Annotated in this window: 10 protein-coding genes; 5 read left to right on the top strand and 5 right to left on the bottom strand. The window is 54.7% G+C overall.

Features of this window, described 5'->3' with window-relative positions:
• Positions 1-187 precede the first annotated feature (187 nt).
• Both Q7O77_RS08005 and Q7O77_RS08000 read right to left on the bottom strand, forming a co-directional pair.
• Positions 188-3,334 carry an efflux RND transporter permease subunit gene (locus Q7O77_RS08005; protein ID WP_304165500.1) on the bottom strand — a complete coding sequence of 1,049 codons (3,147 nt, stop codon included), beginning with the start codon at positions 3,332-3,334 and terminating at the stop codon, positions 188-190.
• 16 nt (positions 3,335-3,350) lie between these two features.
• Positions 3,351-4,538: an efflux RND transporter periplasmic adaptor subunit gene (locus Q7O77_RS08000; protein WP_304165497.1), complete on the bottom strand. Its 1,188-nt coding sequence runs from the start codon at positions 4,536-4,538 to the stop codon at positions 3,351-3,353.
• A gap of 142 nt (positions 4,539-4,680) precedes the next feature.
• Here Q7O77_RS08000 and acrR point away from each other — a divergent pair, with 142 nt between their 5' ends.
• Together acrR and mscK are read left to right on the top strand one after the other, a co-directional pair.
• Complete coding sequence (acrR, locus tag Q7O77_RS07995; protein ID WP_304165495.1) at positions 4,681-5,319, top strand: multidrug efflux transporter transcriptional repressor AcrR; 639 nt, start codon at positions 4,681-4,683, stop codon at positions 5,317-5,319.
• A gap of 165 nt (positions 5,320-5,484) precedes the next feature.
• Positions 5,485-8,808: a mechanosensitive channel MscK gene (gene mscK / locus Q7O77_RS07990; protein ID WP_304165503.1), complete on the top strand. Its 3,324-nt coding sequence runs from the start codon at positions 5,485-5,487 to the stop codon at positions 8,806-8,808.
• A gap of 62 nt (positions 8,809-8,870) precedes the next feature.
• On the opposite strand, the gene rsmS is transcribed toward mscK, so the two are convergent.
• From rsmS to Q7O77_RS07975, 3 genes are all read right to left on the bottom strand, one after another.
• The gene (gene rsmS / locus Q7O77_RS07985; protein ID WP_085652956.1) at positions 8,871-9,035 is read right to left on the bottom strand and encodes a pleiotropic regulatory protein RsmS; all 165 of its coding nucleotides are present in this window, start codon (positions 9,033-9,035) and stop codon (positions 8,871-8,873) included.
• Positions 9,036-9,106: 71 nt separating this feature from the next.
• Positions 9,107-9,640: a primosomal replication protein gene (locus tag Q7O77_RS07980; RefSeq protein WP_304165493.1), complete on the bottom strand. Its 534-nt coding sequence runs from the start codon at positions 9,638-9,640 to the stop codon at positions 9,107-9,109.
• 47 nt (positions 9,641-9,687) lie between these two features.
• Positions 9,688-10,449 (bottom strand): tRNA-(ms[2]io[6]A)-hydroxylase, encoded by a 762-nt coding sequence (locus Q7O77_RS07975; protein WP_304165491.1) that lies wholly within the window; start codon positions 10,447-10,449, stop codon positions 9,688-9,690.
• A gap of 154 nt (positions 10,450-10,603) precedes the next feature.
• On the opposite strand from Q7O77_RS07975, the gene Q7O77_RS07970 reads away from it, so the two are divergent.
• The 3 genes from Q7O77_RS07970 to dnaX all read left to right on the top strand — a co-directional run.
• Positions 10,604-10,972 carry a DUF454 family protein gene (locus Q7O77_RS07970; RefSeq protein WP_085652959.1) on the top strand — a complete coding sequence of 123 codons (369 nt, stop codon included), beginning with the start codon at positions 10,604-10,606 and terminating at the stop codon, positions 10,970-10,972.
• Between the two features lie 175 nt (positions 10,973-11,147).
• Complete coding sequence (apt, locus tag Q7O77_RS07965; RefSeq protein ID WP_026738858.1) at positions 11,148-11,693, top strand: adenine phosphoribosyltransferase; 546 nt, start codon at positions 11,148-11,150, stop codon at positions 11,691-11,693.
• A gap of 74 nt (positions 11,694-11,767) precedes the next feature.
• A partial coding sequence (gene dnaX / locus Q7O77_RS07960) for a DNA polymerase III subunit gamma/tau (RefSeq protein WP_304165487.1) occupies positions 11,768-12,666 on the top strand: 899 nt, incomplete at its 3' end.

The raw sequence follows: 12,666 nt of genomic DNA, 5'->3' as shown, positions 1-12,666 counted from the left end.
TGGAAAAGCACGGTGCGGTAGTGAGGATGAATATTGGGTTTCATAATACGCCTTTGTTTGATGTTATAACATAACATTATTTTGCGCTTTTTTTATTCGTCGATCAACTCTGGCTTGTATCAATGGGACTGGAGGGGACAAAAAAATAGGCCGCTAAAAGCGGCCTATATCGACTGAAGAGAATCTATCAGTGCTGGTCTGGCTGATGTTCCGTATTCTCAGCGCTTTTCTTTTTACTGAAGCGTCGGCTGACGACGACATAAAAGACAGGCACGAAGTAGATAGCCAAAATGGTGGCGGTCAACATCCCACCCATGACGCCTGTACCGACCGCGTTCTGCGCGCCGGAGCCAGCGCCAGAGCTGATCACCAGCGGCACAACGCCCAGAATGAAGGCCAGAGAGGTCATGAGAATGGGGCGCAAACGCATTCTGACAGCATCGAGCGTTGCTTCTACCAATCCTTTCCCTTCTTTTTCCATCAGGTCTTTCGCAAACTCGACGATCAAGATGGCGTTTTTGGCTGATAGCCCAATGGTTGTGAGCATCCCCACCTTAAAGTACACGTCGTTTTCCAACCCGCGCATACTGGCGGCGACGACCGCACCCAGAATCCCCAGTGGCACGACGAGCATGACGGAGAAGGGGATTGACCAGCTTTCGTACAGTGCAGCAAGACAGAGGAAGACGACGATAGCTGAAATGACAATCAGCGCAGGCGCCTGATTTCCGGCCAGACGTTCCTGATAAGACATCCCCGTCCAGTCGAAGTTAACCCCTTCAGGCAATTGCGAGGCCAGCTCTTCCATCAGGGCCATCGCTTCACCGGTACTTTTACCCGGTGCGGCTTCCCCCAGAATCTCCATGGAGGGTAAACCGTTATAGCGTTCCAGGCGCGGAGAGCCATACTCCCAGTGGGCCGAACCGAAGGCGGAGAACGGAACCATCTGGCCCGCAGTGCCGCGCACATACCAGTTCTGAATATCGCCGGGCAGCATACGGAACTTCGCATCTGCCTGGACGTAGACTTTTTTCACCCTACCACGGTCGATGAAGTCGTTGACGTAGCTTCCGCCCAACGCGGTTGCCAGCGTCGAGTTGATTTCATCTAACGTGACGCCCAGCGCCAGCGCTTTCTCCTGGTCGATATCCAGACGATATTGCGGCGTATCTTCCATACCGTTCGGACGTACGCTCACCAATGTATCCGAATGCTGTGCGACCATACCCAACAGCTGGTTACGGGCCTGCATCAGCTTGTCATGGCCCAGGTTGCCCTGGTCGACCAACTGGAAGTCAAATCCGCTGGCGGTACCCAGTTCAACGATGGCAGGAATGTTAAACGGAATAACCAACCCTTCTTTTATCTGAGAGAAGGCGGCGTAAGCACGGCCAGCGATAGCATCGACCTTGTTTTCCGCTCCGCTACGCTCATCCCAGTTTTTCAGGCTGGCGAAGGCGATCCCCATGTTTTGTCCGCGTCCGGCGAATCCGAAGCCGTTGACGGTAAAGACGGAGTTAACGTTGTCCTTTTCATTATTCAGGTAGTAATCATCCACCTTATCCAGCACTTTCTGCGTGCTTTCCTGCGTGGAGCCGACGGGTAACTGCACCATGGTGAGCAGCACGCCCTGGTCTTCCTGAGGCAGGAACGAACTGGGCAGACGCATGAACATCAGGCCGAGACCAATGACCAGAAGCAGGTAAATCACCACATAGCGACCGGTGCTGCGCAGAATATTGGCGACGCTGTCGGTGTAGTGATGTGTGCTCTTTTCGAACAGGCGGTTGAACCAGCCGAAGAAGCCTTTGGTTTTGCCGTGACCGTGATTATCAATAGGTTTAAGCAGGGTGGCGCACAGGGCAGGGGTCAGGATCAAGGCCACCAGTACGGACAGCACCATAGACGATACGATGGTGACGGAGAACTGGCGGTAGATGGCGCCGGTTGAGCCGCCGGAGAACGCCATGGGTACAAACACGGCGGACAGCACAAGTGCGATCCCCACCAGCGCGCCCTGAATCTGGCCCATGGATTTCCGCGTTGCTTCTTTTGGCGATAGCCCTTCTTCCGCCATGACACGTTCGACGTTTTCTACAACGACGATGGCGTCATCCACCAGAAGACCGATAGCCAATACCATCGCGAACATGGTCAATGTGTTGATGGAGTAGCCGAATGCCGAGAGGATGGCAAACGTCCCCAGCAGCACCACCGGAACCGCGATGGTCGGGATGAGCGTCGCGCGGAAGTTCTGCAGGAACAGATACATGACCAGGAACACCAGCACGATAGCTTCAATCAGCGTTTTCACCACCTCGTTAATAGAAATCTTAACGAACGGCGTAGTGTCGTATGGATAGACCACTTTCAAACCCGCAGGGAACTGCGCCTGCAGTTTTGCCAACTCGGCTTTAACCGCATTGGCGGTGTCCAGCGCGTTGGCGCCGGTCGCCAGTTTGATGCCGAGACCGGAGGCCGGTTGGCCGTTATAACGAGCCACGACGCTGTAGTCTTCACCGCCCAGTTCAATTCTGGCGACGTCTTTCAGTCGAACCTGCGAACCGTCCTGGTTCACGCGGATCAGGATGTTGCCGAACTGCTCGGTATTGTTGAGTCTTGTCTGGGCGATAATTGACGAGTTCAGTTTTTGCCCCGGAACTGGCGGCGTCCCACCTAACTGACCGGCGGCAATCTGCGTATTTTGAACCGTAATCGCCGAAACCACGTCTGACGTGGTCATCTGATAATTGGTCAGTTTGTTAGGGTCAAGCCAGATACGCATGGCGTACTGGGCGCCAAACAGCTGAGTATCACCCACGCCCGTGACGCGGCTGATGGGATCTTTGACGCTGGAGCCGACGTAATCCGCAATATCCTGTTGGGTCGTGTTTTTATCATCGCTGATAAAACCAACCACCATCAAAAAGCTGCTGCTGGACTTCTGTACGCTGACGCCTTGCTGCTGAACTTCCTGCGGCAACAACGGCATGGCGAGCTGCAGTTTGTTTTGCACCTGTACCTGCGCGATGTCCGGGTTAGCTTTGGAGTCAAAGGTTAAAGTGATCTGAGCATTACCCGATGAGTCACTGTTCGAAGACATGTACAGCAGATTATCGATGCCGCTCATGTTCTGTTCAATGACCTGCGTTACCGTATCCTGAACCGTTTTGGCGTCTGCGCCCGGATAAGCGGCGGTCACTTCAACGGACGGCGGCGCAATGCTCGGATACTGGGCTACCGGCAACTGCGTTATCGCCAATAGCCCGGTCAGCATCACCATAATGGCAATGACCCATGCGAAGATGGGGCGATCTATAAAAAACTTAGCCATTGATTACCGGCTCCTGTTAAGACTTGGCGGGTTGGGTTTGGGGCTGCTGAGTGTTGTCCGATTTGACTTCCTGAGCTGTCACCACCATACCGGGTTTAATCTTTTGCAAGCCGGAGACAATCACGCGATCGCCGGGTTTAATGCCTGAAGTCACCACCCACTTGTCGCCAATGGCCTGAGCCGTAGTGACCGAGCGGACTTCAACTTTATCCCCTTCACCCACGACCAGTGCGGAAGCATCGCCGCGCGGAGTGCGGGTGACGCCTTCCTGAGGCACCAGAATCGCGTTCTGATTAACGCCCGCATCCAGACGCGCACGGACGAACATCCCGGGCAGCAGGTTGTGAGAAGGGTTCGGGAAGATGGCGCGCAGTGTGATGGAGCCGGTGGTTTCATCGACGGTCACGTCGGAGAACTCCAGCGTACCCTGCTGATCGTATTCGGTCCCGTTTTCCAGCAACAGGCGGACATTGGCTTTGCCGTTAGCAGCCTGGATAGTGCCACTTTTCAGGTCATTCTTGAGTCGCAGAAAATCATTGCTGGACTGAGTGACGTCCACATAAATGGGATCGAGCTGTTGAATGGTGGTCAGCGCGGTCGTCTGAGCGCTGGAAACCAAGGCGCCTTCGGTGACCGTGGACTTACCAATACGGCCGGAAATCGGCGCGGTGACTTTGGTGTAATCGAGGTTGATTTTGGCAGAGTCTACGGCGGCTTTACCGGAAACAACCGTGGCGTCAGCCTGACGGGAAGTCGCAACGGCCTGATCGTAATCCTGCTTGCTGATGTAGTTGGTGCCCAGCAGCGGTTTGTAGCGGTTGACGGTCAAACGTGCGACTTCGGCGTTAGCCTGCGCTTCCGCCAACGTTCCTTTCGCGCTGTTGAGCTGAGCCTGATACGGCGCCGGGTCGATTTGGTACAGCGATACGCCAGCCTCGACGTCGCCGCCTTCTACGAAGTTACGCTTGAGAATGATGCCGCCGACCTGAGGGCGGACTTCTGCTACACGGAAAGAGTTGGTGCGTCCCGGCAGTTCGGTGATGATATTCAGAGGTTCTGTTTTTATAGTAACAATATCAACCGCCGGAGCGCTTCCTGCCGCACTGCTTTGACTCTCATCCTTATTATCACATCCCGTGAGTACTAAGCCGCCAGAAAGCATCAGCACCGCCGCCAGAGGCAAAAGCCTTCTGTTTTTATTCATAAAATAAACCTCAAGATTCCGATTCGAGAATTGATCAATGGATAACAAGCCCAAACCCATTGCTGCGATAATATCCAGTTCATGCTATGTTACATACATACACGAATGTATGTAAATCGCACCTTTCAGTTAAAATAATGCTATGGCACGAAAAACCAAAAAACAGGCTGAGGAAACCCGCCAGCACATTATGGAGACGGCACTGCGCCTCTTCTCCGAGCACGGTGTCTCTGCGACGTCATTGTGTGACATTGCGGTCGCTGCGGGTGTAACACGAGGTGCTATTTACTGGCATTTCAAAAACAAAACTGAACTGTTCAACGAGATTTGGGCGCGTTCAGAAACAAAAATGACTGATTTTGAAACTGAGTATCATGCAAAATTTCCGGATGATCCACTTCATGTTATGCGCGAAGTGCTTATTTATATGCTGAAGCAGATCGAGTGCGACGGCGAATGGCGCGCGATGATGGAAGTTATATTTCATAAATGCGAGTTTATTGGTGAAATCCAGTCGGCCTGCCACGGACGCAAAGAAATCCACCTTGATTGTTACAACAAAGTGGATGTTTTGTTGAGTCGTTGCATTCTCTCCGGCAAGTTACCTGAGGATATGGATGCCCACCGGGCGGCTATTGCTCTGCGAGCCTACCTCTCCGGCGTGATGGAAAACTGGTTGTTTATGCCGGAAAGCTTCGAATTAAGTACCGAAGCGCCATTTTTGATTGATGGCCTCATTGATATGTTGCGTTTCAGCCCAGCCATGCGTCGGGTCCATTGACCGGGAAAATGTTTACAGAACGTAAATACCGTTACGTTTCACCATGGATTCACATATCTCGGCCTGACTGAGGCGTGATAAACTTGGCGTATCTCCGCTTAAACGATGATTGCCATGAGTTTCAGGTTCCCTATTTTTCGCCATTTCTACTCCTCTCTTTCCCGCATGGCGGATTTCGCCCTGCGTTATCTGTCGGCACACCTCTGCGTGTTGTGTCTGGCGCTGGCCGTGTGTGCGCCCGCGTTGGCGGTGACCAATGATTTACCGGCCCGCAGCGATATTCAAAATCGCCTAGACACGCTGAATAAACAAAAAAGCCAGTCTCCGGCCGATAAGCTGGTTATCGAGGACTACACCAAAACGCTTGATGTGCTTGATGCGATAGAACGGGTTAAGCAGGAAACCGCACAGCTGAAACTCCAGGCGGCGCAAGCGCCGACCAAGCTGCGGCAGACCAGCGATGATTTGGCGGCGTTGACCACCTCGTCGGACGTTTCGCTCGCCTCTCTCGAATCCTTATCGATCAAACAGCTGGAGTCGCGGTTGAATGACACGCTGGCTGGCCTACAGTCGGCGCAGGAAAACCTCTCCAATTACAATAGCCAGCTGATTTCGCTGCAGACGCAGCCGGAAAGAGTGCAGAGCGCCATGCTGACGGCCTCTCAGCGCAGTCAGCAGCTGCGTAATCAGCTGAATGGACTGGAGCCGGGTCAGGCCACGTTGCGACCGAGTCAGCAAACGTTGTTACTGACGGAACAGGCTCTGCTGAGCGCCCAGATGGAGCAACAGCGCAAAAGTCTGGAAGTGAACACCACGCTGCAGGATCTGCTGCAAAAGCAGCGTGATTACACGGCGGCCCAGATTAATCAGCAAGAACGCATGGTGCAGGCGCTGCAAAATGTGGTCAGTCACAAACGCCTTAATTTGTCGGAGAAAACCGCCAAAGAGGCGCAGACGTCTGGCGAGCTGCAGCGCATTCAGGAAAATCCGTTGGTCAAAACGGAAATGGAAACCAACCGCCAGCTCAGCCAACGTTTGATTGCTGCGACCGAAGCCGGAAATACGCTGGTGCAGCAAAGCATTCAGGTAAAAAACTGGTTGGATCGCGCCACGCAGTCGGAGCGTAATCTGAAAGAGCAGGTGACCGTTCTTAAAGGCAGCCTGTTGCTGTCGCGTATTTTGTATCAGCAACAGCAAAACCTGCCTTCGGCAGATGAGCTGAGCGACATGAGCACGCAGATCGCCGACCTGCGTCTGGAGCAGTTCGACATCAACCAGCAGCGTGATGAGCTGTTTCGCGGCGATGAATATATCCAGAAGCTGCTGGCGCGCAGTAACGCGACATCCGATAGCGAAGTGACGGATGCGCTGGAACAGATTCTGGACATGCGGCGGGAACTGCTCGATCAGTTGAACAAGCAGCTCGGCAACCAGCTGATGCTCGCGATCAACCTGCAAATTAACCGACAGCAACTTGGCAGCGTGAACGCTTCGTTGCAAAGGACGCTGACTCAGCAGATCTTCTGGGTGAACAGTAACAAGCCGATGGGCTGGAGCTGGTTAAAAGAATTCCCTTCTTCGCTCAAACAGCAGCTGCATGGCCTCCACATTGGGGTTAAATCGGAACAGCTGATTCAGGGGGCTTTACGGTCCTTGCTCTATGTGGTTCCGGCCATGCTGTTAGTGGGGCTGATCTTCTGGCGCCGTCAATCTATCGACCACTATCTCGACAAATTATCCAAAGACGTTGGGCAGCTTAAGCGAGACAGTCAGCTACATACACCGCAAACGATTCTGCTGCTGCTGATTAAGGTGCTGCCCGTCACGCTGATGATTATGTGCGTGGGGCTATGGCTGGAACGCTCGGGAGGGCAACTCGGCGAATTCGCGTGGCTGCTGAGCCAGGATCTGGCGCTGTTCTGGCTCGTCTTTGGTCTGGCCTGGCAGGGATTGAAACCCGAGGGAATGTTCGAACGGCACTTCAATTTGGCGCCTTCATTAAGCGCTCACTATCGCAGACAGACGCTACGACTGGGCTGTGCGCTGTTGCCGCTGATTTTTTGGTCTGTCATCGGCGAACAGATACCGTTGTATCTGGTGGACGACGTTATCGGGCAACTGGTGATCGTCCTCAATTTGGTACTGCTGTCCGTGTTGGTCTTTCCGCTTTGCCGCGACAGCTGGCGGGATAAGGATCGTCACACGATGCGTCTGATCGTCATCACCGCGATCGCGCTGATGCCGCCGTTTTTGATCGTGCTGATGTTTAGCGGCTACTTCTATACGACGCTGCGGCTTTCCGGGCGCTGGATTGAAAGTCTGTATCTGCTGATTATCTGGAATGTGGTCTACATGGCCACCATCCGCGGTCTGAGCGTCGCCGCGCGACGTCTGGCTTATCGCCGCGCGCTGGCCAGACGGCAGAATATGGTGAAGGAAGGGGCTGAAGGGAGCGAGCCGGTGCCTGAAGCGCCGCTGGCGCTGGAACAGATCAGCCAGCAGTCATTGCGTCTGACCACCATGGTCCTGGTGATGGTCTTCTGCGGAGCCATTTATGGGATTTGGGCGGATCTGGTAACGGTATTCTCCTATCTCGATAGCGTCACGCTCTGGCACTACAATGCGTCCGTGGGCGGCAGCAATGTCCTGCAAGCGGTCACGCTCGGCAATCTGCTGCTGTCGCTGGCGGTGATTGTGATTGCCTACGTGATGACGCGCAACTTGCCGGGTCTGTTGGAAGTGCTGGTACTTTCCCGACTGCAGCTGCGGCAGGGGACGTCTTACGCCATCACGACGATATTGACCTACCTGATTACCTCCGTCGGCGCGGTGACCGCCCTCAGCTCGCTTGGCGTCTCGTGGGACAAACTCCAGTGGCTGGTCGCGGCGTTGTCCGTCGGGCTTGGGTTCGGTTTGCAGGAGATCTTCGCCAACTTCGTCTCCGGTCTGATCATTCTCTTCGAACGACCGGTGCGTATCGGCGACACGATTACCATTGGTACGTTTTCGGGAACGGTCAGCAAAATAAGAATTCGAGCGACGACGATAACGGATTTTGACCGAAAAGAGGTGATCATCCCCAACAAGGCCTTCGTGACGGAACGTCTAATCAACTGGTCGCTGTCCGATACCATTACGCGCGTCATCATCAGTATTGGCGTGGCCTACGGGTCGGATCTGGATAAGGTGAAATCCGTTTTGTTGCAGGCCGCGCGCGAAAATGCCCGTGTGATGACCGATCCGGAACCGCAGGTGTTTTTCCTCACCTTCGGCGCCAGCACGCTCAATCATGAGCTGAGGCTGTATGTGCGCGAACTGCGCGATCGTAGTTATACCGTGGATGAGTTGAACCGCGCGATTGACCGCCTGTGTCGGGAAAATGATATCGACATCGCCTTCAATCAGTTGGACGTGTATTTGCATAACCAGCAGGGCAAGGAAGTGAGGGAAGTGTCGCGTCCGCTGCCGGAGAATCCATCGCCTCTGTGATTTTTTGACGGCGGGAATAGCCGGAACAAACGTCTGAAACGTTTGTTCCGGCCTAACAACCGCTAGTCGGTTGAGAGATCGCCCTGTCCCTGGGACTTGTGCAGATAATCCTTACGTACAATGTCGAGTGCGGCCAGCACCACCTCGGGTTCAATCTGGTTGGTCTCAAACAACATGATGAGATCCACTGCCAGTTTGACTTCGGGAGCTGCATTTTCCAGTGACATAGTGGGTTCACCTTCCCGTTCGCTCGGAATCAACGTGTAGATATAGCAGATATCACCGCGCGCAACGAGTTTTAGGAACCTTGTTCCCGTCTTTCAATCTGTCGCTCCAAACGCGTGAGCGCCTGACGACACCGCGCCAGCCGGCCTTCCAGCGCCGCCAACTCTTTCTGTAACCGCTGTTGCTCTTCAAAGGCGGTTTGCTTGAGAAGTAAACTTTCTCGATCCTGAATCATCGCGATCAAACGCCGCTCGTAGCCCTGATGCTCCGCCAGCTTGTGGTAAAGATCGGGTGGCGGTGGGGCTGCTGGGCTCTGCTGCCGCATTTTCCAGGTCCCCAGTTCACGCTGCAGCGCGGTTATCTGAGCCAGCAGTTTCTCGGCCATAAAGGCCACCCGGTCGGTGCGATTCTCGGCGACATATTGCTGCAGGTGCTGGTGATTTTGCTTCACTTCGGCCAGATAGTCGCCGAAACGTGTGCCATAACAGCCGAACAGCTGCCGATCAAAGCGGGAACGGGCGGTGGTCATCCCTATCACCGGCGCTATCTGCTCGGCCAGGCTGGCGATCTGATGGTCTAGCGCTTGCAGCAGCGTAGAGGTACTCATTCGGTTGCCTCAGTCATCAAGAGGTGAAATTCGGAGGCGGGTCGCCGTCAAAGACGGGGCTTGCCGCTATGAAATTTAAAATCGTCATCAGGCGAGACGATCAGCTCGGCCTCGACTTCGGCAAAGAACGCAATCCTGGGTGAAATATCCCGATCGGCAATCTGCCGGGCCAGCGCAAGATAGTCTTGATAGTGGCGGGCCTCAGATCTCAGCAGGGAGAGATAGAATTTCTGTAACTGCGTTTCCAGATACGGGGCCAGTTTAGCAAAACGCTCGCAGGAGCGGGCCTCAATAAATGCGCCGATAATCAGCTTGTCGACCAGCGTATTCGGTTCATGGGTGATGACATGCTGAAGCATACCTTTTGCATAGCGGCTGGCAGGCAGTCGCTGATAAACGATGCCCAATGACGTCATGATTTCCAGCACCTGATGAAAATGGTGCAGCTCTTCTTTTATCAGTAGCACCATTTTATCGATCATATCCTGACCATAGCGGCAGCCGGGTCGAATACCTATCTGCTTGGACACCGGGCTTTTAGTTTCCAGCTCAGCGAATTCGCCCCGGTGGTGATAAGCGAAGTTTTCATAGGGCGTGAGCCAGTCCATTAGCTGTCGCTGGCCGGGCTCATCCACGGCGTAGCGCCGCAGGAGGTGCGCCGCATTTTGCGCCGCTTTCAGTTCGCACAGCGCGTGGTCGCGTAATATCGTCGGTAGATTATCGGCTTTTTGCGCCTCGATAACCCACTCATCAGGCGTTTGCGCCGTCAAGAATTGGTCAATGGGGGTGAGAATCGCGCGATCAAACATGGAATAAGCACAAAACAACGGTGGATGAAATATGACGCCATGATACCGCCTTTGTTGTCATTTGCGATCCTGTTCCGCGATGGTCAAATCAGCGTGATACCCGTTACTATGTGCGGGCAGCGTTTGGCGGCGTCTAACAGCGGGAGTATGGTGTATGTATCGTGTGGTTTTGATCGTGCTGGGGTGGCTTGCCGTCGTGTTGGCGACGCTGGGCGTCGTATTGCCGCTTTTGCCCACCACGCCGTTTCTGCTGCTGGCTGCCTGGTGTTTTGCCCGATCGTCGCCGCGTTTTCACTACTGGCTGTTGCACCGTTCGTGGTTCGGCGGTTATTTGCGGCATTGGCAACAACACCGGGCTTTACCGCCGGGCGTCAAGGTTAAAGCGGTTGTGGTGATCGTCGCCACCTTCGCCGTCTCGATATGGATGGTCCATATTCCGTGGGTCAGGGGAGTCTTACTGGCGATAATGGCCTGCCTGCTGATCTTCATGTGGCGTCTGCCGGTGGTTGATCGGGAGCAATAAAAGTAGGCGACCGGATGCAGGGCTGTTGCATTTGTCAGTCAGTTTGACTAGATTTGAGCGTTTTCGTGCGCGTCCCGCCTCTATTCCTTTCCCGGCGCAGGATGCGTGATGGCCGCCAGAGCTACAGCGGGCGTCCGTTATTCACTGAACAGATTGTTTTATCAGGCACAGGATTATGACCGTAACACAGCCAGAATTAATTAAAAACAGTATCAAGAGCGTTCCCGACTACCCAAAGCCGGGCATACTGTTCCGTGACGTCACGAGCCTGTTGGAAAATCCGCAGGCCTACGCGGCCAGCATTTCCCTCCTGGCAGAGCGTTATCGTCATGCTGGCATCACCAAAGTCGTTGGAACCGAAGCGCGTGGCTTTCTGTTCGGTGCGCCGGTGGCGCTGGCGATGAACGTAGGCTTCGTCCCGGTGCGCAAGCCCGGAAAATTGCCGCGTAAAACGTTGAGCGAAAGCTATGAACTGGAATACGGCACCGACACGCTGGAAATCCACGAAGACTCCATTACTGCCGGCGATAAAGTGCTGGTGATCGACGATCTGCTGGCAACCGGCGGAACAGTCGAAGCGACGGTAAAACTGATCCGTCGTTTAGGCGGCGAAGTGACCGATGCTGCCTTTGTCATCAACCTGTTTGACCTCGGTGGTCAGCAGCGCCTCGAAGCCATGGGCGTACAGTGTTTCAGCCTGGTCGACTTCCCCGGTCATTAAGCACAACAGTCTCGCCGATGGCGGCGAGACTGTGTTAGCATCACCACCTCAATAACTCAACTGTTGCGGTATTGATGAGCTATCAGGTTCTTGCCCGTAAGTGGCGCCCTCAAACCTTTGCCGATGTCGTTGGTCAGGAACATGTTCTGACCGCGCTGGCTAATGGTCTTTCGCTAGGCCGAATCCACCATGCCTATCTGTTTTCCGGTACCCGCGGGGTGGGGAAGACCACTATCGCGCGTCTGCTGGCGAAAGGACTGAACTGTGAGGCCGGCATCACGGCAACGCCCTGCGGTAAATGCGAGAACTGCCTCGAGATCGAGCAGGGCCGTTTTGTCGATCTGATCGAGATCGACGCCGCTTCCCGCACTAAAGTCGAAGACACCCGCGACCTGCTGGATAACGTGCAGTACGCGCCGGCACGCGGCCGCTTCAAGGTGTACCTCATCGATGAAGTGCACATGCTTTCCCGCCACAGCTTCAATGCGCTGCTTAAAACGCTGGAAGAGCCGCCGTCGCACGTCAAATTCTTGCTGGCTACCACCGATCCCCAAAAGCTCCCGGTCACGATTCTGTCGCGTTGCTTGCAGTTCCATCTCAAAGCGTTGGATGCAGAGCAAATTCGCGCCCACCTGCAGCACGTCTTGCAGGAAGAGCAACTGCCCGCCGAGGCGCGTGCATTGCAGCTGCTGGCGCGTGCGGCGGAAGGCAGTCTGCGCGATGCGCTCTCTCTGGCCGACCAGGCTATCGCTATCGGTCAGGGGCAGGTCACGACCGAAACGGTCAGTCAGATGCTGGGAACGCTGGACGACGAACAGCCGCTGGCGTTGATAGAGGCGCTGGTGAAAGCCGACAGCGCACAGGTGATGGCCTTGCTGCAACAAGCGGCCGCACGAGGCGTGGATTGGGAAACGCTGTTGGTGGAAACGCTGACCTTGCTGCATCGTATCGCGATGGTGCAAATGCTGCCTTC

Source organism: Lonsdalea britannica (genome assembly GCF_946477055.1).
Classification (GTDB): Bacteria; Pseudomonadota; Gammaproteobacteria; order Enterobacterales; family Enterobacteriaceae; genus Lonsdalea; species Lonsdalea britannica_A.
This window is presented reverse-complemented; position numbering and strand designations above follow the sequence as displayed.